The following is a 20233-nucleotide window of genomic DNA, read 5'->3' on the forward strand; positions in this document are numbered from 1 at the left end:
CTCTTACTCGTCGTCAACACCGAACTCGCGATCGAGCTTGCGCATTTGTCTGGCATACACATAAATGATGCCAAGGAAGGTATAAATTGAGCCTTGTTGAGCGAACCAAAACCCCAACTTATAGCCTGCGATTTGAATCGTATTGAGGGCATCAACGAATAAGATCCCGCAGCCGAATGAGACAATGAACCACACAACCATCAAACTGATCATGAGCTTCACGTTTCTGTCCCAGTAGGCTTTCGCGTGTTCCTTGCTTTGAAACGCCATCGCCATCTCCTTGTTTAACACGTTAATGTAATGTTACAAGAAGACGATAGCAGTGGATGGCCAAAGCGACATTGCAACTTTAGTCGAGCTACAAGCGCGCCAATATGGCGAAAAGACTGGATTTTTGTGAGCTAGGTTGGGCTAGCTCGGGTTGAGCTAGCCACGACTTGCGCCAAAGGTCTAAGTCAGGTGATAAAACTTTTGGATCCCTTCGAGTAAATTAGCAACGGCGACGGAGGCGAGGATTAGACCCATAACACGACTGACAATCGAGGCGCCGACATTACCGATCACTTTGTGTATTACATTGGCCCCGAGGAGTAAGACCAAGGTCGCGACTAAGACTAAGAACATCACTCCGGCAGTAATGGCTTGCTCAGCAATGGCATAGCGATTGTTATCTGTGAGCATGACAATGGCCATCATCGCGCCGGGTGAGGCGATAGACGGCACTGCTAAGGGATACACCGCGGTTGCGGCTATCTCGGCCTTATCCACGTTTTCGCTGAGCATTTTGGCTTCTTGACTGGGCTTCCCTTCGCCGAAAATCATGGTTAAGGAAAACAACAGTAATACCAGTCCGCCTGCCGCTTGAAAGGCGGGCAAAGGGATTTGCATGGCTTCGAGTAAAATCTGGCCAACAATTAAGAAGAACAATAAAATCGCGAAAGCGATCGCTACCGCTTTCATTGCCACGCGGCGCTTTTGTTTGGGGGTCATGTGGCTGGTTTGCGACAGATAGATGGGCACGCTACCGATAGGATCGATCACGGCCCATAAACGCTGGATTTTGGGATAAAACCAAATGCGCCATGGGAGCGGACTTGGCGGATCACGCTGGGCTCTTCACTGGCGGAGACCACCACAATCGGCAGCGTCGGGTATTGGTGACGCAGGGCAATCAACCCCGACATACCATTGGCGCCCGGCATTTTTAGATCCAGTAGCACTAAATCGACCTCGGCATCCCGTGCCAACAGATCGTTTAAACTATCCAGACTATCTGCTTCGAGTAGATTCGCGCCGCTGACCGCCATATGCACTGATTGAAATAAGGCATTTCGAAACAGCGGATGGTCGTCAGCGATCACAATGGTATGTTGCGCTTCCATGGTGTTTATGCCGCTCCCGTGTTTCTTTCAACGCTACCACTGGGTGTGCGGTTTATCAATTTTGTAACAAAGGAACTAAGAGATTGATCATTCCTCGCTTTTATCCCGAACCATGAGTCCGTGTTCAGAAAGATGGGAAAGAAATGTCTCGGGAGGTAAAAAGCCGGTAACGCGTGCGGTTTCATCCCGTTCACCACTGGGTAACCAAAAGTCGAGGGTGGGCAAACCCGCCACATTTTGGCGACGCATAAGGGCAAAATCTTCAGGACGATTATGGCTAAGGTTCACTTTAATCCGGTGCATGCGGTTAAGTTGCTGGGCCACGTCGGGATCGGTAAAGGTTTGTGTGGCGAACTGCTTACACGGAATGCACCAATCGGCGTAGTAATCGACAAAGGCGATTTTCTGACTCGCGGCTGCGTTGGCGAGCTCTGCATCAAGCGCTGTTTGGCTGTTGACGGTCACAAACGTTGGCGCCGCGACGGTATGCGATGCGTTTGCAGGCGCGGTGGCTTGTTGCGAGTGAACAATATAAAGCGCACTGGCGCCTAATGCGGCAATCAACGCCCCAGCCGTCAGTGCGAAGCGGCGACCCTGTCTCATACTTTTTCCTTTTCATGCTAATAGGATGAGTATACACAAATACCATGATCACACCGCATGGGTGTGCGACTGGATCAACTGACCGGGCGTCATACCAAACTGACGCTTAAATGCGGTGACGAAATTAGAGGGATGATGGTAGCCCGCCCAGTAAGCCGCTTCGCCAATTGACATTGCCTCATGCAGTAACTTTTCTTTGACCACCGCGAGCCGGCGGCGCCGAATGTAATCAGACACGGGCACGCCCAGATGGGTACGAAAACGACGCTGCAGTGTGCTGCGACTCAGGCCGCACGCCTGAGCGATGGTCGATAAGGTCAATGCGGTATGCAGTTTGGTCTCTATATACGCGACGGCTTTTGCGACTTGCGGTTCATGGGTTGTTGGGATGTGTTCGACAACAGGCTCAATGATCAGATGAGTGGCTTGGTCACACAGATGCTTGATGATGGTGAGTGCATGTAGATGCTGGGTCAGGGGATCAGCCTCATGTTGCCTATTAATACTGGGTAATAAGGCGCGAATGGAGTCAAGTATGGAGGTACTCGGTTGCCAGCGTACACAGCCTAAATGATGGCGATGCAAGCCACTAAGCAGTGGCAAGGCTTGCTCGTCTGCATAGCCATTAAGCCAATCGGGAGGTAGCAATATGTTCACTTTTTTAAGGTGGTTACCTTCAATTAGGCGACGGCGAAAGGTGCTATCACGACCCACGGAGACGGCAAGCGCTTGGGGCTGGTGGCGTGCATCACACCGATAGGTGTAACCATCGTAGGCAAACTCTAGCACGCCCTCGAGGACTATCACTAGCGTGACCCCCAGATGGGCACGGTGGAGCACATTGGCATCACATAACTCATCGGTAATCCCGCCATCGATCTGCAACCCTCCCGGGCATAAGGTATGTGAGAACTGCCCTCGCACCAGAGATTGCGTCCGTTGCGAGTGGTTAGCCATGATCTCGGCGTGACCCTCTGCGCTGGATTCTCGTTGTGTGCAAACAACAGACACGGGTGCTGCCATAGTGTTCCCCCTTAACATGCTGCATCAACGCGCTATGCATAAAAGCTCTGCACATAAAAGCTCTGCGCATAAAAGCTTGATGCACGCGCATAACTCTTTTTTCTTCCTGAAAACCACTTAAACAGTAACATAAATGCGAATTAGTATCATTTAGTTGTTTGGGTTACCCAAGAAGGAAATGAATTATGACGTTGTTACTTCCCGCCAAGGCGCGTCCGGCTTTGCTTGCGCTGAGCATTGCCAGTGCTTTGTGTCCCTCTGCGATGGCTGATAGCCCCGAAGGTGAAAGCATAGAAACGGTGTCCGTGTGGGGCACAAAAGTGTCTAGCTCCTCTCGTTACCTGGGGGAGGCCGATCTTACCGTGAAGCAGCCCGATCACCTCTCTGACTTATTGCGTGATATTCCCGGTGTGGATGTGGGCGGCACGCACTCGCTCACCCAGCGCATTAATATCCGTGGCTTTACCGAACAAGATCTGGATATCACCGTCGATGGCGCCTCACAAGGCGGTAAAATGTTCCACCACATCAGCAACCTCACTTTAAATCCTGACATTTTGCAGCGTGTTGATGTCGCGGTGGGCGCATCGTCGATTCTCACCAGCGAGCTGGGGGGCGCGGTCGCGTTTGAAACCAAAGATCCGTACGATCTCTTGCGTGCGAATGAGACATTTGGGGCACGCCTAAGTGGGGGCTGGGGTAGCAACGATTACCAGCAAGGCTCGTTGACCGTTTATGGGTTGTTGAGTGATGAATGGGATGCGATGGCATATATCAGCCGTTTTGATCGCGACAACTTTAAAGACGGCAATGGACATCGTACCTTCGGCGGTGAAGGTGAGGTCACTAATGGCTTAGTGAAACTAGGTTGGGAGCCTGAGAGTGGGCATCGCTTTGAAGTCAGTTATGACAAGTACCGCGATAAGGGCGATTACCTGCCGCGTCCTGATATGGGCGTGAGCTTCAACCGCAATCGCACGGGCGAAATGACCCTGCCAGTGACCTACGATCGTGATACCGCGACGATCAACTATGAATACACGCCGTCACAAACCATCGAATTAAAGGCGCTGGCCTATTATAACCAGCTGTCACTCACCCGTGATGAAACCGAATTTGCGACCCACCCATTTCTGGCTGACCGCAAAGGCGTCAACGTGGCAGAAGACACGAATATTGGGGTAAAACTCAGTGTGTCGCAACGTATTGGCGATCATCAGCTCGCGTACGGTGCGCACTATGAAAACCAAGATAACGACACCCAATTTGCCAAACCGGGTGTACAGATTTTGGAGTCGGCCGACAAGATTGCGCTGTATGTGGAAGACAAGATAGCGCTGACCTCACGCTTTTCGGTGACACCAGCGGTACGTTATGACAGCTTTGATCGTCGAGCGACCAGCTCGAGTCAGCGTTACGATGATGTGTCGCTGGCGTTGGGTGCAGAGTTTGTCGCTAACGACTATCTCACCCTGTTTGCCAACAGTCGAGAGCTGCACAAAGCGCCGCCGTTGAATGAATCATTCACCACCACAGCACTGAGTGAAAGTGCGGATAAAGACTTGAAAGCCGAGCATGGCCGGACCGATGAAATTGGTGTGCGCTTCTCAAACGCAGCGGCGCAAAAAGACTACTTGTTAACCGCCAATCTGACGGTGTTTCGCACTGAGCTCGATGATGAAATTGTGGTGCGTAGTTACAAAGATGGCAGTGGTAATTGGGCTTATGAAACCACCAACCGTGGCGATGCCACCTATCGTGGCTTTGAGGCCAGTACCTATTGGGCATGGCAGCAGTGGACGGCGTCAGCCAGTTACAGTCGCACGGATGTGAGTTATTCAGAGGCGTATCAACTGGATCAAATTTTTGGTCGCGCTCGCCACCTCGGCGATACCCTTGCCTTGAATGCGGATTATGCGTTGAACAGCTGGGATGTGCTGCTGGGGTGGCACACCCAAATTCAGCGCTCGACCACCGTTCCTGATAGCAACTTGACCAAACCGGGCGACACAGTCCACAACGTGTTCGCTCAGTGGCAACCGATGGCGGTAGACGGGTTCACTTTGACGGCTGGGGTCGACAACTTGTTTGACAGTCGCTATCGCTCGCATGCGTCAACGTCAGGTGAACGAGGCGCAGAAATCCTCGATTACGAGCCCGGCCGCAATATTAAATTGACGGCGTCCTATCAATTTTAACGCGATGAGGCTGGCATTCATGCCAGCCTACCAAGGAGAACGTATGCCTAGTATGACAACGATGATTGAGTCCGAGCATGCCCCTCGTTACTTGCAGACCTTGTGTCGTCACTTTGGTCGCAAAGTCGAGGCGAGCTGGGATGAGCAAACAGGACGCGTGCATTTCCCTGCGGGTGTGTGCGATATGCGGGTGCAAGGGACCCAGTTGCGTGTTACATGCCATGCCGACGATGAGGCGAACTTAACCTTAGTGACTGAAACGGTCAGTAGCCACATCGAGATGTTTGCCCGTCGAGAAGCACTGCCCCATCAGTGGCAGTGCGTCGCCGACGCTTAGTTGCGTTTTTTTGCCCGCCCCTGCACGGCTTTAAAACGTGGATTGGTTTTGCAAATAACAAACATGCGCCCGCGACGACGGACAACCTGACAATCAGGGTGACGCTGGCGGGCGCTTTTCAGTGAGTTTACGACCTTCATGACGACTCCTTGTGACTGCGACCCACTTGGCCAAACTTGCGGGCGAAGTGTGCCGCGCGTCCTTCTTTGTTCGCTACTCGCTGTTTACCCGTGTACACCGGATGCGATGCACTCGAGACGTCGAGTGGAAAATAGGGATAGGTTTTACCGTCGTGCCATTCGATGGTACGTGATGTTTGCAAGGTTGAACCAACCATAAAATAGGTATCGACACTGGTGTCATGAAACACGACTTGTTGATACGGAGGGTGGATATCTTTTTTCACCGTGAAGTGCCTCTTTTCGTTGCGCTTAATTGTTATGTTATATCATAACAATTAAGAATGAGAAAGCGGTGAATTGATCAATAACCCAGCAGGCATTGGCGAAAAAATCTGCGTTAAAGATCTCATTTTACGAACTTTTTGTTATGAAGGACGCAAAAGTGTTAGTTTTTATTACTTATATCAACACGCGTGTTACTGCTCACGGATAGCCTGTCATCCATGATGCTGCGCATGCGTGCACATCCCCTTCACGGAAGGCAAACATCATGATGATGCACAGACAAGGAACCGTCTCGACACTCATATCCCAATAACACTGGTTAACGTTGGCGACATTAGGGCGAAATGACAGACGATCATGGCGTTGGCTAGTAAGGATATTGGGCCCAACTATCCAGAGTAGGAGAGCGTTATGTTTTTGGTTGAGTTATTAGTGGTACTCAGCTGCATCTTGATTGGTGCCCGAATTGGCGGCATCGGTTTAGGTGTGATGGGCGGGGTTGGCCTCGCGATATTAAGTTTTGGGTTTGGTATGCAACCCACGCACCCACCGATTGATGTCATGCTGATGATCATGGCAGTCGTTGCCGCTGCGGCCAGTATGCAGGCAGCCGGTGGTCTCGATTTTCTGATTAAAATTGCCACGGGCATTTTGCGTAAAAACCCGCGTCACATTACCTTTATTGCTCCCTTAGTGACCTATGTCTTTACCATGATGGCGGGGACAGGACACGTTGCTTATTCCGTGTTGCCTGTGATTGCGGAAGTGAGCCGCCGTAGTGGCATTCGCCCAGCACGCCCATTAAGTATGGCGGTTATCGCCTCGCAATTTGCGATTGTGGCCAGCCCCATCGCTGCCGCTGTGGTGGCCTGTGTGGCCTTTTTAGAGCCACAAGGGATTACGCTCACCGATGTGCTGTCAGTGACCATTCCTAGTACCTTTATTGGTCTTGCGCTTGCGTGTGTGATCGTCAATAAGCTTGGCAAAGAGCTTAAAGACGATCCTGAGTACCAACGCCGCCTTCAAGACCCCGCATTTCGCGCAGAAATGGAAACCTCATCGACCGTGGAAGAGGTCGAGGTGACGCCGGAAGCGAAAAAATCGGTGACCCTATTCTTACTCGGGGCCATTACCGTGGTGCTGATGGGCGCGTTTCCTTCGTTACGTCCAGCCTTTGATGGTGTGCCTCTTGGCATGGCGCATACCATTGAAATTGTGATGCTGTCAGTCGGTGCGCTGATCATCTTGACCTGTAAACCGGATGGCAATGCGATTAGCCAAGGTTCGGTGTTTCATGCGGGTATGCGTGCCATTGTCGCTATCTTTGGTATTGCGTGGCTGGGTGACACCTTGATTGGTGGGCATGCGGATATGGTAAAAGACGCCGTGTCTGGCTTGGTTGAGGTGGCGCCTTGGACGTTCGCCTTTGCCTTGTTTGCGCTATCGGTCATGGTGAATAGCCAAGGTGCAACAACGGCTGTGCTGGTGCCAGTAGCGATTACACTGGGTCTACCACCCTCAATTATCATCGCGACCTTTGTGGCGGTAAATGGTTACTTCTTTATCCCCAATTATGGCCCTATCATTGCTTCTATTGATTTTGACCGAACAGGGACAACTCAGATTGGTAAATATGTGTTCAACCATAGCTTTATGGTGCCGGGGTTGCTCAGTATGGTCTTCAGTATTGCCTGCGGTTTGTTACTCACTCAGGTGCTGTAAGCCAATAGAAAGACAGGCGAATAAAAAAGGGCGCATTGAGCGCCCTTGTTGATCAGATAACCGTTATTCACTTAGGCGTTAAAGCGTTTACCGCGATACTTGGGATGCATCAGGTTGTCGACCGAAAAGATGTCTTCAAGTTCTTCTTCGGTCATTAACCCGCGTTCTAGCACTACTTCTTTCACGCTCTTTCCTGTCTCAGCACAAATCTTGCCGACAATATCGCCCTCGTGGTGGCCGATAAAGGGGTTGAGATAAGTGATAATGCCAATCGAGTTGTGCACATAGTGCTCGCACACGTCTTGGTTGACGGTAATCCCGCTCACGCACTTCTCACCCAAGTTCCGGCAGCCATTCGCCAGAATGGAAATAGACTCAAACAGTGCCTGCCCAATCACGGGCTCCATCACGTTAAGCTGAAGTTGGCCGGCTTCGGCGGCAAACGTAATGGTGGTATCGTTGCCCATCACCTTAAAGCACACTTGGTTGACTACCTCGGGGATCACTGGATTAACCTTGGCGGGCATGATGGATGAACCTGCCTGCATTTCTGGTAGGTTGATCTCATTGAGTCCCGCACGTGGGCCCGAGGAGAGCAGGCGCAAGTCGTTGCAGATCTTCGATAGTTTCACCGCCAAGCGTTTCAGCGCGCCGTGGACCATGACATACGCGCCACAGTCTGACGTGGCTTCAATCAAATCTTCGGCCGGGATACATGGCAGACCTGTGATCTCAGCTAGGTGTTTTACCGCCAATTGCTGATAGCCTTCTGCGGCATTCAACTTGGTGCCAATCGCGGTCGCGCCGAGGTTAACTTCGAGCAGCAGTGCGGCGGTATATTTGATGTTTTTAATCTCTTCACGTAGTAGTACCGAAAAGGCTTTGAACTCTTGTCCGACCGTCATCGGTACTGCGTCTTGCAGCTGGGTGCGGCCCATTTTCAGTACGTGAGAGTAAGTTTCCGCTTTTTTGTTGAATTCGTTTTGCAGATAATCAATCGCATCCATCAATTTGAGAATGCTGTTGTAGACCGCAATTCGAAAGCCGGTGGGGTACGCACAGTTGGTCGATTGGCTCTTATTGACGTGATCGTTGGGGTTAATCACATCATAGTCACCTTTCTCATGCCCCATCAGTTCAAGCGCAAGGTTGGCAATCACCTCGTTAGCATTCATGTTCACTGAGGTGCCTGCGCCGCCTTGGAAGACATCCGAGGGGAACTGATCCATGCATTTACCCGTTTCCAAAATCTGGTCACAGGCTTTAACAATGTAGTCACCGACATCAGAGGGGATCACGCCGAGTTCTTGGTTTGCCATCGCGGCGGCTTTTTTGGTGTAAACCATGCCGCGTACGAAATCGGGAATGTCTGAAATACGGGTACTTGAGATAGTAAAGTTCTCAATGGCGCGCAAGGTGTGAATACCGTAATACGCATCGGCTGGAACAGCGCGTTGACCGAGTAAGTCTTCTTCAAGGCGGGTTGCAGTAGTCAGCGTAGGGGTATCATTGGGTGTAATAATCGTCTGAGACATGTGTTGGCCTTAACATCAAAGTTATTATAATGATTAAAACGTCGCCACAAATTTTGCTGTAGAATCCATTCCTCAGAGATTTTGGCTGGATGTATCGTCTCTTACATCCTTTCGCCGCTATTAGAGCATATGATGCGGTGAAAAGGGCTGACACCGGTCACAGCACTAAGAGGAGGCGATAACAAAATGCGCTTTCTTGCCGCGAGATTCAAGCAGTAAATCCACTTTCCCGATTCGGCTTTTGCGTGATTTTGATGTTAGGATGAAAAGTGAATTTCCAGTGCGAGGTGAACCGTGTTTCCAGTTTTATTACTGCTATTTATTTTGGTGCCAGTGATCGAAATTGGCCTGTTTATTCAGGTTGGTGGCTGGCTGGGGCTGTGGCCCACACTGGCACTGGTTTTGATTACCGCGTTTGTCGGTGCGTCTTTGGTGCGAAGCCAAGGCATTATGACGTTGGCTTCGGTGCAAGACAGGCTCAACCGAGGGGAATTACCCGCTCAGCAAATCCTTGAAGGCGTGATGCTGGCTGTCGCTGGTGTGCTGCTGTTAACGCCAGGTTTTATGACCGATGCGATGGGGATGTTGGTGCTTTTACCTGGGCCGCGAGCCGCGCTCGCCAAACAAGTGATGAAGCGCGTCACTGTGTCTCAAGCAGGCTTTAGCCAAGGTAGCTTCCATCAAGGGAGCAATGCGCAAGGTCCTTTTGGTGAGGATCCTTTCCGTCGCGGAGGCCGTGGTGAGGATGGCAATACCTTTGAGGGAGAATATGAGCGCAAAGATGACGACGATGACCATCGCCTGCGCTAAGCCGTTTCGGGATTAAGCCCAGCCAAAAGGCCGCATGAAGATGCGGCCTTTTTCGATCATGGCGTCAGCTTACTCGGTGAGCTCGGGGCGCTGACGGTATTGGTCGAGTGATGCTGGGTTATCCAGTGCGCTTAACTGTGCCACGTCTTGGCCATGGACCACATCGCGCACCGCCAGCTCGGCCAGTTTCCCTGACTTGGTGCGCGGAATATCGCTCACCTCGGCAATCACGGCGGGAACATGACGCGGCGTGCACTGGGTGCGGATGGTTTTTTTGATGGTTTGCTTGAGTGGCTCATCCAGTGTCACGCCGGCGGCGAGTTTGACGAACAGCACCACGCGGACATCATTTTGCCATTGCTGACCAATGACCACTGAATCCATGATCTCGCTAAGCTGATTCACATGGCGATAGATTTCTGCCGTACCAATTCGCACCCCGCCTGGGTTTAATACCGCATCTGACCGACCATAAAACACCATGCCACCTTGTGCGGTCAGGCGCACATAGTCACCATGAAACCAGGTATCATCAATCTTGTTCCAATAGGCGTTGTGATAGCGACTACCATCGGTATCGTGCCAAAAGCCAACCGGCTGGTTGGGGAAGCTATTACAACACACCAGCTCCCCTTTCTGCTCTTCAACCGCTTGGCCTTGGGCGTTAAACACTTGTACATCGAGCGCCAAGCCGCGCTTTTGGCTTTCACCGCGATAAACCGGTGACAGTGGGCTGCCAAGAACAAAACAGCCACAAATGTCGGTACCACCCGCAATCGAGCTTAACTGCAGATCAGACTTTATCTTTTGATAGACATAATCAAACTGCTCGGGCGCAAGTACCGAGCCGGTCGAACACAGGACGCGTAGCGACGCCAGCGAGTAATCATCTTTCGGTGCCACTCCTTGTTTTTCCAATGCTTCTAAGTATTTCGCCGCCGTACCAAAAAGGGTGAGCTGTTGCTGCTCGGCCAGTCGCCAAAGTACCCCCGCATCGGGATAAAACGGTGAGCCATCATAAAGCACCAAGGTCGCGCCGCTTGCCAAGGCACTGACCTGCCAATTCCACATCATCCAGCCGCAGGTGGTGAAGTAGAAAAAGCGATCACCGGGGCGCACATCCGAATGGAGCTGATGCTCTTTCAAATGATTGAGCAATATTCCCCCTACCGAATGAATAATGCACTTGGGCTTACCCGTGGTGCCGGAAGAGTACAGCACAAAGAGTGGGGCATTGAACGCCACGCGGGTAAAGCGAAGCGGCGGCGCGTCCTTGGCTAATAAGTCTTGCCAGTTATCCACGCCAGCAGGTAAAGAAGGTCGATCGCCATCAAAAGGGATCACCACTAGGCGCTCAATGGCCGGTACGTTATCCACCACCTGCTGTGCTTTATTCAGGCAGTCATAGGTTTTGCCGTTGTAGTGGTAATGATCGGTGGTAAACAGCACTTTGGGCTCGGTTTGGCCAAAACGGTCTAACACACTGTCGACGCCAAAGTCCGGTGAGGTTGAGGTCCAAATCGCGCCCAGTGCTGCGGTGGCAAGCATTGCAATCACGGTTTCAGGCAGATTAGGTAAATAGCCAGCAACCACATCGCCCGGCTGAACACCTTGCATATCTAGGTAGTGACGGATGGCCGCGACCTGATCGACGAGCTCACGCCAAGTGAGGGTGCGTGCTACCTCATGCTCACCGCTAAAAATCATCGCCGGTTGGTCGGCATATTGCTCTGCGTGCTTGAGTAGGTTTTCGGCATAGTTCAGACGTGCGGTGGGAAACCAGTGGCTATCTCGATTGGGGTGCTCGGGGTCGATATCGCACACTCTCTCGCCCGGATCGCCGATCACGCCAGCAAATTGCCATAACTGTTGCCAAAAATCGCCGCTTTGACGTACTGACCATGCATAGAGATCGTCATAACCACTCAGCTGGGTGTCGTGAGTCTGATTCACGGCACGGATAAACGCGGCGAGTAACGTGTGGGTTTGACGTTCCTTATCCGGCGCCCACAACAATCCGTCTTTCATGTTCTCTCCTTAGCTCTTATCAGGGTGTGCCTGTATAAATGCATCTAGCGTTTGGCACTGTGCCTCAATGCGCGTCAAAGTTGGGTAGGCCGTTAAATCAAACGCAAATCGGCGTGCATTAAACAGCTGCGGTACCAAACAAATATCGGCCAAATTGGGCGCTTCTCCGCCGATAAAGGGGCTGTCTAATCCTTGTAGTTTGGCTTCCAAGCCGTCGAACCCTTGTTTTAGCCAATGGTGATACCAAGTGATTTTGTCATCATCACTGTGGCCAAAGGGGCCAGTTAAGTATTGCAGAACCCGTAAGTTATTGAGTGGATGCACATCACAGGCAATATCGAGCGCCAGAGATCGGCACTGGGCTTTTTGCACTGGATCACTGGGGAGCAGTTTTACCTGCGGATAGCGCTCATCGAGGTATTCAATAATGGCCAGTGATTGGCTCAAGGTGACATCGCCATCGACCAAGGTAGGCACTAAACCGGCGGGATTGAGCGAACGATAGGCGTCGCTGTGCTGGTGTTTATCCAGCAAAGACACGGTTTCTCGTTGGTAGGATAGGCCTTTAAGGCCAAGGGCGATGCGGACGCGGTAGGCCGCGGTCGACTTACTGTAATCATAAAGCAGCATACAAGCTCCTAGACGGCGTCAACGTCACGCGCGCCTAGAGGTACTAGGCGCGCATCAAGGTTATTCTGCGATGTAACGGGTCACGGTTTGCTCAATGGCGCCGAAAATAGACGCATCTTGGCTGTCGCGCATATCGATGGTGACGCTATCGCCAAAGGTCATAAACGGGGTTTTTGCCTCGCCTTGGTCGATAATTTCCAGCATGCGCTTTTCGGCTAAGCAGCAAGAGCCTTTACTGCGATCGGTATTGGAGACGGTGCCGGAGCCAATAATGGTCCCAGCGCTGACATGGCGGCTTTTCGCCACATGSGCGACCAACTGGGCAAAATCAAAGGTCATATCGACACCSGCSTCGGGTGACCCGAACCATTCGCCGTTGAGGGTGACATGCATCGGTAAGTGGACTTTATGGTCGCGCCAGTGATCGCCCAGCTCATCTGGGGTAACCGCCACCGGTGAAAATGCAGAGGCGGGCTTAGATTGGAAAAAGCCGAACCCTTTGGCAAGCTCGCCGGGGATCAGGTTGCGCAGGGAAACGTCGTTGACCAGCATCAGCAGTTTAATGTGTTGGCCCGCTTTGTCAGCACTAAGGTGCATGGGCACATCATCGGTGACGACGGCAAGCTCGGCTTCAAAGTCACAGCCCCACGCATCATCGACCAATTCAATCTCGTCACGTGGGCCGAGAAAGCCATCAGACATGCCTTGGTACATCAATGGGTCAGTCCAAAAACTCTCAGGCATTTGTGCGCCGCGTGCTTTGCGCACCAGTTCAACGTGGTTAACGTAGGCGCTACCATCCGCCCACTGATAGGCGCGGGGCAGTGGTGAGTCGCAGACGCTTGGGTCAAAGGCAAAGGACTCACTGACTTGGTTGTCATTGAGCGCGTCGTAGCGCTGAGTCAGTTTGGGCGCCAGTGTCGCCCAATTATCGAGTGCCGCTTGTAGTGTGGGTGAAATATCGTCGGCGTGGACGGCGCGAGTAAGGTCACGAGAGACCAAAATCAATTTGCCATCACGTCCGTGTTTGAGTGAAGCCAGTTTCATTGCTTTCTCCTTCGCTATTCTGCGTCACTTAGCGTGCGCCAAGAGTAAACATAATCGGTCAGTTCGGTGGCTTTCGCCGCGTCGCCCATATCAAGAGGCATGCGGGTATCGATCATCACCGCCACTTCATCGGTCTCTTTTTTCTGATGTTTTTTGCCCGCGGCGAACGCTTTTGGGTGAGGGCCATGTGGGAAGCCACAAGGGTGTAGGGTCACCATGCCGGCATCAATGTTATCGCGGCTGAAAAAGTCACCTTGGTGATAGAAAAGCACCTCATCATAGTCATCGTTGTTGTGGTAGAAGGGCACCTTCAGTGCGCCAGGATCCGACTCGATTGGGCGGGGGACAAAGGTGCAAATCACAAAACCTTGCGCGACAAAGGTGGTGTGCGCGGATGGCGGCAAGTGATAACGATGGCTCATCAACGGGCGGATATCTCGCCAGTTGAGTCGGAATACAGTGAGGTTGCCTTTCCAGCCCACAGCATCGAGTGGGTTATAAGGATAAGTGACGCGGTTAAGCTGTTGGCGCGATTTAATTATCACCTGCCAGCTTTCGTTATCGGATTGCTGGGCTTTAAAGCTATCGTCAATGCGCGCATGTTCTAACACCGCAGGGTCAAACACCGCATGTTCGCCGACGATGCCTCGTTCGGCGCTCATGTAGGAGCCATGTGTCGCTTCAATCATCAACAAGGTGGTGGCCTCATCCGGCACCAGTCGCCAGCTGGTGGCGCGAGGGATGATCAAATAATCGCCTTTGGTGTAGCGCAAGTGGCCATAATCGCAATACAGCGAGCCTTCACCCTGGTGGACAAATAAGCAATCGTCACCATCGCTGTTGCGCACCAGATAAGACATGGCGGTATCGGTGCGCCATAAGCGAACCTGAACGTTGGCATTGGATAACAGCACAGGCGCATCCATTGGCGACGTGCCTTGAGTCTCCACTCGGTTGGTATCAAACGCATGCGGTCGCAATGGGCCTTCCCACTCGCTCCAGCCCGTCGGGGGATGGCGGTGATACATATGACTGGCCGGGCCAAAAAAGCCTTCCTTGCCACACTCGCGCTCGTAGGTTCCCTCGGGAAAGTCGCAGTGGGCTTGACGTGAGGCATCCCCTTCACGAATGGGGAATGAAAACCACTTTCGCATAACTCGCTCCTTGTGCTGGGCGGCCGTGCTCACCGGGACGGCCAAATAGTTTCAAAAGAAACAATCTATCCGTTTATACTAGCGATCAGAGACGAGAAAAAGCAACGCATTGTTAACAAATATTTTACCTTGTGTGTTCAGTATTTTTGCCGATTAAAAATCATAAGTGTAAACAAAGCACTACCTTTGCATCTTATCGAAGCCTCTCGTAAAGTAGGTTATATGATTTCATTTGAAACTAACTGATATGACCCTTCCTTATTTAGCACTCGATAGCTTTTTGCCTTATAAGTTGGTCCACACGGCGGAGTTGGTTGCCGACAGTCTTGCGGCACGTTATGAAGCAGAGTTTGGATTGTCGCGTCCAGAATGGCGCGTGCTGGCCTCTTTGGGCGCACGTGATGGCGTGATGGCGAAAGATTTAGCCGCAGAAACGCGGTTGGATAAAGTAAAAGTGTCGCGCTTGCTTACTCGTTTAGAGCGGCATCAGTTGGTAGAGCGACGCGCGTGCCAAGATGATCAGCGCGCCGCGTTAGTCCATTTGACCGACAAAGGCCGCACCCATTATCAGACCATTGTTCCCAAGGTGCTGGAGTGGGAAAAAGCCATGCTCGAGGGACTCAGTGCGGCGCAGTATCAAGCGCTTTATCAGGCGTTAGATGCGTTGCAGCACCGCGTTCATGAGCTGGCTCAGACGGACAGTGACGCCGCGAGTGTCTGACGGCGCAGCACCACGGCATACAGGTACGCCATAATACCGGCCAGTAGATTGGCAATAGCGATTCCCGCAAACAGGCCATGGGTACCGTTGACCATGCCGCCCAGCCATGCACAGGGCACTAAGAAGACAAACAAACGCACTAGGTTGCAGGCGAACGAATGCAGCGAACGCTTCATGGCATTCAGGCCGCCGACCAATAACATCAAGGTACCTTGTAAGCCGTAACTGGCCGGGACCACCATTAAATAGTGGGCAATTTCTTGTTGAACTCGCACATCGTCACTGAATACATCCGCAATCAGATCGATAAAAGGCCACAGCGACAAGTACAAGGCAAACTGAAACAAGATGGCAAAGCGCATCGCGCTAAACAGCGCTTGAAAGGCCCGTTGATGGTATTGCGCACCAAAGTTTTGCGACATTAAGGGCGTGAGCGATGACGTCATCGCCATCATCACAATTAATAAAATGGCTTCAATACGCTGAGCGGCGCCATAGGCGGCAACGCTTTCTGTTCCCTGTGAGGCGAGCATCATCATTAAAATGGCGCCTGCGGCTGGGTTTAAGGCATTGGTCATTCCAGCCGGCATGCCAATTTTGAGGATCTGACGCACGTCAGTCGCTAGCTTGGTCCATTGCGGCGCCATCAGCAGCCGTTCACGGCGAATAAGTATACTCAGTGCGGCTATTAATGCGCCGGCCCAGCTGACGGCACTGGCGATGGCCGCCCCTTGCACTCCCAGTTCGGGAAATGGGCCCAAGCCAAAAATCAGTAAGGGGTCGAGCACGCCATTAATGACACCAGAGATCATCATGATTTTCGCCGGCGTTTTCGTGTCGCCCGTGGCGCGGATAGCCGCGTTTCCCGCCATCGGCACGACGAGTAATGGAATGGTGAGGTACCACACCTGCATATAATCGTGGATTAACGGTAATAAGTTGTCGCTTGCCCCCAACGCGGAGAACACTGGATTAATGGTGGCGGCCCCTAACCAACCGACGGCCATCACCATGAATACCGCCAAGATCAAACCATGACTCGAGACCCGCGCAGCATCTTGATGATCGCCTTGGCCGAGTAATCGCGCGACCAAGGCGGCAATGCCGACCCCTAATCCGAGCGTGATGGAGTTAACCGCAAAGGTGATGGGAAAGGTGAAGCTCACCGCGGCTAATGCTTCCGTGCCAAGCAGTGAAATAAAGAAGGTATCCACCACATTGAACATGATGATCGCAAATAGCCCAAATACCATGGGCACGGTCATCTTACGCAATGTGAGGTTGATCGGGGCGGACAGCAGCCCGTGTTTGTCGTTCATAATCTCTGATCACTGGGTTGGGACGGCTTACCCTAGCGGATCGCACCTAGGTGAGGAAGCTGCCGGGTAAAAAAAATCAAAAAAATTGCTGTAAAACCCTTGGGAAAGAAAAAGGGCGTCCCCACATAGGGAGTTACATCAGGAACCGGACGCATGAACGGCCTGTGTGCATACTTACTTCATCAAACGGAACATCATTACTAATTCAGGAGACGACCGATGAACATTCGTCCACTACATGATCGCGTTATCGTTGAGCGCCAAGAAGCTGAGTCTAAATCAGCAGGCGGCATCGTGTTAACTGGTTCTGCTGCAGAAAAGTCTACTCGCGGTAAAGTACTGGCGGTAGGCAATGGCCGTATTCTTGAAAACGGCAACGTGCAGCCATTGGACGTTAAAGTGGGTGACACTGTTATCTTCTCTGAAGGCTTCGGTACTAAGAGTGAAAAAATCGACGGTAAAGAAGTCCTGATCCTGTCAGAAAGCGACATTATGGCAATCGTTGAGTAATTCATTTCACCTCCAATCAAGAACGTAAGAAAGGAATAGAATCATGGCTGCTAAAGACGTTAAATTTAGTGACGACGCGCGCGCGAAAATGCTCGAAGGTGTGAATGTTCTGGCGGATGCCGTGAAAGTCACACTAGGCCCTAAAGGTCGTAACGTTGTTCTAGACAAATCATTCGGTGCGCCAACCATCACCAAAGACGGCGTGTCTGTTGCCCGTGAAATCGAGCTGGAAGACAAGTTCCAGAACATGGGCGCACAAATGGTAAAAGAAGTCGCTTCACAAGCAWATGATGCGGCAGGTGACGGTACGACCACTGCAACTGTATTGGCGCAATCTATCGTCAATGAAGGCTTGAAAGCGGTTGCAGCGGGCATGAACCCAATGGATCTGAAGCGTGGTATCGACAAAGCGGTGGTTGCTGCGGTTGAAGAGCTGAAAAAACTGTCTTCACCTTGCTCAACCAGCAACGCGATCGCTCAGGTGGGTACTATCTCTGCCAACTCAGATGAGACTGTGGGTAAGATCATTGCTGAAGCCATGGACAAAGTGGGTCGCGACGGTGTTATCACTGTTGAAGAAGGCCAATCTCTGCAAGACGAGCTGAGCGTTGTTGAAGGCATGCAGTTCGACCGTGGTTACCTGTCTCCTTACTTCATCAACAACCAAGAAGCTGGCAACGTTGAGCTGGATAACCCATTTATCCTGCTGATCGACAAAAAAGTGTCTAACATCCGTGAGCTGCTACCAACGCTAGAAGCGGTTTCTAAAGCCTCTCGTCCACTGTTAATCATCGCAGAAGATGTTGAAGGTGAAGCGCTGGCGACATTGGTGGTCAACAACATGCGCGGCATCGTGAAAGTTGCTGCGGTGAAAGCGCCTGGCTTTGGTGATCGTCGTAAAGCGATGCTACAAGACATCGCGACACTGACTGCTGGTACCGTGATCTCAGAAGAGATTGGCATGGAACTGGAGAAAGTGACGCTGGAAGATCTAGGCCAAGCTAAGCGTGTCACTGTCACTAAAGACAACACCACCATTATCGACGGTGTTGGTGAAGAAGCTTCTATCGAAGCGCGTGTTGCTCAAATTCGTCAACAAATCGAAGAAGCGAGCTCAGACTACGACAAAGAAAAACTGCAAGAGCGCGTCGCTAAACTGGCTGGCGGTGTTGCAGTAATCAAAGTCGGTGCGGCGACTGAAGTTGAGATGAAAGAGAAGAAAGACCGCGTTGAAGATGCTCTGCACGCGACTCGTGCGGCAGTGGAAGAAGGCGTGGTTGCCGGTGGTGGCGTTGCGCTTATCCGTGCTGCTAGCAAAGTTGGCGAGCTGAAAGGCGATAACGAAGAGCAAAACGTCGGTATCCGTGTGGCACTGCGTGCCATGGAAGCGCCTATTCGTCAAATCGCGACTAACGCGGGTGACGAAGATTCAGTGGTTGCGAACAATGTGAAAGCAGGTGACGGTAACTATGGTTACAACGCCGCAACCGGTGAATACGGTGATATGATCGAAATGGGTATTCTTGACCCAACCAAAGTGACTCGTAGTGCACTGCAATTTGCTGCCTCTGTTGCTGGTCTAATGATCACCACCGAAGCAATGGTTACTGACTTGCCACAAAAAGACGGCGGCGCTGATATGGGCGCTGCTGGTATGGGTGGCATGGGCGGTATGGGCGGTATGATGTAATTGCCCTTCCCCTGAACAAGAAAAACCCAGCTTCGGCTGGGTTTTTTGTTTTAGTTCGACCGTCAGTGGGCGTGATAACTAGTGCGGAGATGCAGATGAAAATAAATTCATCACGGCCACACCGGCAACAATCAGTGCCATTCCAATCACCGCAGGCGTATCAAGTTTCTGACCGAAGACCAACCAACCAATGAGCGCTATCAAAGTCACACCGGCGCCAGCCCAGATGGCATAAGCAATGCCCACAGGGATCGCTCGGAGTGTTAGCGCAAGCAAATAGAAGGAAAAACTGTATCCCACCACCACTAATACGGAAGGGACGAGCTTAGAAAAGCCGTCACTGTTTTTGAGTGATGCGGTTGCAATCACCTCTGCCACGATGGCAAACCCCAGAAAAAGCCAATGCTTCATATCGATGACTCCCTAGTGAGAAACAGAGCGACTATGCTACCAGCCCGAATGTATGATGTATGCCACATTTTATGGAAAGAGCAGAGGGTGGGTACTATAGTAGGAAGCTTGGTAAGCGAAACTGGGACGGTTTTTGCTGGTTTATTAAACAAAACGACCGTTTTTGTTCACTTTTTGCGCTAACGAAAAGTTTTTTGCAAAAAGGGGTTGCGGGGAAAACTGAAATCTCTATACTGCGCTTCCTGTCGACGGGGCAATGAGACGCAAGTCACGAAATGCCGACCACTAAATCGACACGCTCTTTAACAATTTGACCTATGCAATCTGTGTGGGCACTCGTTGAGAATAGACAAAAAGATTTATTCGATGAACTGAGTGACCAATTCATGTTGGTGCAGCCTTGAGCTGTTTTGATTTCACTTTTTTAAAAGTGGATGCCAACAGGAGCACAGTCAATTCGTTTTTCTCTTCGGAGATAAACAGTAATCAGTATTCATTGAGCTGAAACTTCGGTTTCGAAAAAACTTTAATTGAAGAGTTTGATCATGGCTCAGATTGAACGCTGGCGGCAGGCCTAACACATGCAAGTCGAGCGGAAACGGCAGTATTGAAGCTTCGGTGGATTTACTGGACGTCGAGCGGCGGACGGGTGAGTAACGGCTGGGAACCTGCCCTGACGAGGGGGATAACCGTTGGAAACGACGGC

Annotated in this window: 20 protein-coding genes, 1 rRNA gene and 1 pseudogene; 8 read left to right on the forward strand and 14 right to left on the reverse strand. The window is 51.6% G+C overall.

The window, feature by feature from the left end; translation table 11 throughout:
* Window positions 1–3: 3 nt before the first annotated feature.
* From BZJ17_RS10810 to BZJ17_RS10830, 5 genes and pseudogenes are all read right to left on the reverse strand, one after another.
* On the reverse strand, window positions 4–270 hold the full coding sequence (locus BZJ17_RS10810; RefSeq protein ID WP_077640716.1) for a DUF4212 domain-containing protein: 267 nt from the start codon (window positions 268–270) through the stop codon (window positions 4–6).
* A 180-nt stretch (window positions 271–450) separates the two neighbouring features.
* Window positions 451–1077, reverse strand: coding sequence for a MarC family protein (locus tag BZJ17_RS10815; protein WP_077640717.1), 627 nt, complete (start codon window positions 1075–1077; stop codon window positions 451–453).
* Window positions 1053–1382, reverse strand: a pseudogene (locus BZJ17_RS10820) (response regulator transcription factor); the annotation flags it as partial. The gene BZJ17_RS10815 and the pseudogene BZJ17_RS10820, both read right to left, overlap by 25 nt.
* An 87-nt stretch (window positions 1383–1469) precedes the next feature.
* A complete protein-coding gene (locus BZJ17_RS10825) occupies window positions 1470–1985 on the reverse strand; it encodes a thioredoxin fold domain-containing protein (protein ID WP_077640718.1) in 516 nt (171 codons plus the stop codon).
* A gap of 48 nt (window positions 1986–2033) precedes the next feature.
* Window positions 2034–3008 carry an AraC family transcriptional regulator gene (locus BZJ17_RS10830; protein ID WP_157893182.1) on the reverse strand — a complete coding sequence of 325 codons (975 nt, stop codon included), beginning with the start codon at window positions 3006–3008 and terminating at the stop codon, window positions 2034–2036.
* Window positions 3009–3193: 185 nt separating this feature from the next.
* Here BZJ17_RS10830 and BZJ17_RS10835 point away from each other — a divergent pair, with 185 nt between their 5' ends.
* Entirely contained in the window at window positions 3194–5206 is a 2013-nt protein-coding gene (locus BZJ17_RS10835; protein ID WP_077640720.1) for a TonB-dependent receptor, read from the forward strand.
* Between the two features lie 43 nt (window positions 5207–5249).
* A complete protein-coding gene (locus BZJ17_RS10840) occupies window positions 5250–5543 on the forward strand; it encodes a DUF2218 domain-containing protein (RefSeq protein ID WP_077640721.1) in 294 nt (97 codons plus the stop codon).
* Here BZJ17_RS10840 and ykgO read toward each other — a convergent pair.
* Both ykgO and BZJ17_RS10850 read right to left on the reverse strand, forming a co-directional pair.
* Window positions 5540–5683, reverse strand: coding sequence for a type B 50S ribosomal protein L36 (ykgO, locus tag BZJ17_RS10845; RefSeq protein ID WP_077640722.1), 144 nt, complete (start codon window positions 5681–5683; stop codon window positions 5540–5542). The genes BZJ17_RS10840 and ykgO overlap by 4 nt on opposite strands.
* Window positions 5680–5949, reverse strand: a complete 270-nt coding sequence (locus BZJ17_RS10850; protein ID WP_077640723.1) for a type B 50S ribosomal protein L31 — start codon at window positions 5947–5949, stop codon at window positions 5680–5682. Before BZJ17_RS10850 ends, ykgO begins: the two co-directional genes overlap by 4 nt.
* A gap of 412 nt (window positions 5950–6361) precedes the next feature.
* On the opposite strand from BZJ17_RS10850, the gene BZJ17_RS10855 reads away from it, so the two are divergent.
* Window positions 6362–7672 (forward strand): anaerobic C4-dicarboxylate transporter, encoded by a 1311-nt coding sequence (locus BZJ17_RS10855; RefSeq protein ID WP_077640724.1) that lies wholly within the window; start codon window positions 6362–6364, stop codon window positions 7670–7672.
* A gap of 71 nt (window positions 7673–7743) precedes the next feature.
* On the opposite strand, the gene aspA is transcribed toward BZJ17_RS10855, so the two are convergent.
* The gene (gene aspA, locus BZJ17_RS10860; protein WP_077640725.1) at window positions 7744–9207 is read right to left on the reverse strand and encodes an aspartate ammonia-lyase; all 1464 of its coding nucleotides are present in this window, start codon (window positions 9205–9207) and stop codon (window positions 7744–7746) included.
* Window positions 9208–9501: 294 nt separating this feature from the next.
* Here aspA and BZJ17_RS10865 point away from each other — a divergent pair, with 294 nt between their 5' ends.
* The gene (locus tag BZJ17_RS10865) at window positions 9502–10017 is read left to right on the forward strand and encodes an FxsA family protein (protein ID WP_077640726.1); all 516 of its coding nucleotides are present in this window, start codon (window positions 9502–9504) and stop codon (window positions 10015–10017) included.
* A gap of 69 nt (window positions 10018–10086) precedes the next feature.
* On the opposite strand, the gene BZJ17_RS10870 is transcribed toward BZJ17_RS10865, so the two are convergent.
* The 4 genes from BZJ17_RS10870 to BZJ17_RS10885 are packed head-to-tail and all read right to left on the reverse strand — an operon-like array spanning window position 10087 to window position 14876.
* A complete protein-coding gene (locus tag BZJ17_RS10870; RefSeq protein ID WP_077640727.1) occupies window positions 10087–12045 on the reverse strand; it encodes an acetoacetate--CoA ligase in 1959 nt (652 codons plus the stop codon).
* A gap of 9 nt (window positions 12046–12054) precedes the next feature.
* Window positions 12055–12675, reverse strand: a complete 621-nt coding sequence (maiA, locus tag BZJ17_RS10875) for a maleylacetoacetate isomerase (protein ID WP_077640728.1) — start codon at window positions 12673–12675, stop codon at window positions 12055–12057.
* Window positions 12676–12735: 60 nt separating this feature from the next.
* Window positions 12736–13722 carry a fumarylacetoacetate hydrolase family protein gene (locus BZJ17_RS10880; protein ID WP_077640729.1) on the reverse strand — a complete coding sequence of 329 codons (987 nt, stop codon included), beginning with the start codon at window positions 13720–13722 and terminating at the stop codon, window positions 12736–12738.
* A gap of 14 nt (window positions 13723–13736) precedes the next feature.
* Entirely contained in the window at window positions 13737–14876 is a 1140-nt protein-coding gene (locus tag BZJ17_RS10885; protein WP_077640730.1) for a homogentisate 1,2-dioxygenase, read from the reverse strand.
* Between the two features lie 232 nt (window positions 14877–15108).
* Between BZJ17_RS10885 and BZJ17_RS10890 the strand changes: the two genes are divergently transcribed.
* Window positions 15109–15597, forward strand: a complete 489-nt coding sequence (locus BZJ17_RS10890) for a MarR family transcriptional regulator (protein WP_347230979.1) — start codon at window positions 15109–15111, stop codon at window positions 15595–15597.
* Here BZJ17_RS10890 and BZJ17_RS10895 read toward each other — a convergent pair.
* On the reverse strand, window positions 15567–16916 hold the full coding sequence (locus tag BZJ17_RS10895) for an MATE family efflux transporter (RefSeq protein WP_069586955.1): 1350 nt from the start codon (window positions 16914–16916) through the stop codon (window positions 15567–15569). The genes BZJ17_RS10890 and BZJ17_RS10895 overlap by 31 nt on opposite strands.
* A 219-nt stretch (window positions 16917–17135) precedes the next feature.
* Here BZJ17_RS10895 and BZJ17_RS10900 point away from each other — a divergent pair, with 219 nt between their 5' ends.
* Both BZJ17_RS10900 and groL read left to right on the forward strand, forming a co-directional pair.
* Window positions 17136–17426, forward strand: a complete 291-nt coding sequence (locus BZJ17_RS10900) for a co-chaperone GroES (RefSeq protein ID WP_069586954.1) — start codon at window positions 17136–17138, stop codon at window positions 17424–17426.
* 43 nt (window positions 17427–17469) lie between these two features.
* Window positions 17470–19116 (forward strand): chaperonin GroEL, encoded by a 1647-nt coding sequence (gene groL / locus BZJ17_RS10905; RefSeq protein WP_077640732.1) that lies wholly within the window; start codon window positions 17470–17472, stop codon window positions 19114–19116.
* Window positions 19117–19194: 78 nt separating this feature from the next.
* On the opposite strand, the gene BZJ17_RS10910 is transcribed toward groL, so the two are convergent.
* Window positions 19195–19527: an SMR family transporter gene (locus tag BZJ17_RS10910; RefSeq protein WP_069586952.1), complete on the reverse strand. Its 333-nt coding sequence runs from the start codon at window positions 19525–19527 to the stop codon at window positions 19195–19197.
* Window positions 19528–20054: 527 nt separating this feature from the next.
* Here BZJ17_RS10910 and BZJ17_RS10920 point away from each other — a divergent pair.
* Window positions 20055–20233, forward strand: a 16S ribosomal RNA gene (locus BZJ17_RS10920); the annotation flags it as partial.

This window comes from Salinivibrio sp. IB574 (genome assembly GCF_001996205.1).
Taxonomy (GTDB): Bacteria; Pseudomonadota; Gammaproteobacteria; order Enterobacterales; family Vibrionaceae; genus Salinivibrio; species Salinivibrio proteolyticus.

What these genes read in the sequence shown, in the direction of transcription:
- BZJ17_RS10810 (WP_077640716.1), bottom strand. Translation starts at nt 270, where the DNA reads ATGGCGTTTCAAAGCAAGGAACACGCGAAAGCCTACTGGGACAGAAAC.
- BZJ17_RS10825 (WP_077640718.1), bottom strand. Translation starts at nt 1,985, where the DNA reads ATGAGACAGGGTCGCCGCTTCGCACTGACGGCTGGGGCGTTGATTGCC.
- BZJ17_RS10830 (WP_157893182.1), bottom strand. Translation starts at nt 3,008, where the DNA reads ATGGCAGCACCCGTGTCTGTTGTTTGCACACAACGAGAATCCAGCGCA.
- BZJ17_RS10835 (WP_077640720.1), top strand. Translation starts at nt 3,194, where the DNA reads ATGACGTTGTTACTTCCCGCCAAGGCGCGTCCGGCTTTGCTTGCGCTG.
- BZJ17_RS10840 (WP_077640721.1), top strand. Translation starts at nt 5,250, where the DNA reads ATGCCTAGTATGACAACGATGATTGAGTCCGAGCATGCCCCTCGTTAC.
- ykgO (WP_077640722.1), bottom strand. Translation starts at nt 5,683, where the DNA reads ATGAAGGTCGTAAACTCACTGAAAAGCGCCCGCCAGCGTCACCCTGAT.
- BZJ17_RS10855 (WP_077640724.1), top strand. Translation starts at nt 6,362, where the DNA reads ATGTTTTTGGTTGAGTTATTAGTGGTACTCAGCTGCATCTTGATTGGT.
- aspA (WP_077640725.1), bottom strand. Translation starts at nt 9,207, where the DNA reads ATGTCTCAGACGATTATTACACCCAATGATACCCCTACGCTGACTACT.
- BZJ17_RS10870 (WP_077640727.1), bottom strand. Translation starts at nt 12,045, where the DNA reads ATGAAAGACGGATTGTTGTGGGCGCCGGATAAGGAACGTCAAACCCAC.
- maiA (WP_077640728.1), bottom strand. Translation starts at nt 12,675, where the DNA reads ATGCTGCTTTATGATTACAGTAAGTCGACCGCGGCCTACCGCGTCCGC.
- BZJ17_RS10885 (WP_077640730.1), bottom strand. Translation starts at nt 14,876, where the DNA reads ATGCGAAAGTGGTTTTCATTCCCCATTCGTGAAGGGGATGCCTCACGT.
- BZJ17_RS10895 (WP_069586955.1), bottom strand. Translation starts at nt 16,916, where the DNA reads ATGAACGACAAACACGGGCTGCTGTCCGCCCCGATCAACCTCACATTG.
- BZJ17_RS10900 (WP_069586954.1), top strand. Translation starts at nt 17,136, where the DNA reads ATGAACATTCGTCCACTACATGATCGCGTTATCGTTGAGCGCCAAGAA.
- BZJ17_RS10910 (WP_069586952.1), bottom strand. Translation starts at nt 19,527, where the DNA reads ATGAAGCATTGGCTTTTTCTGGGGTTTGCCATCGTGGCAGAGGTGATT.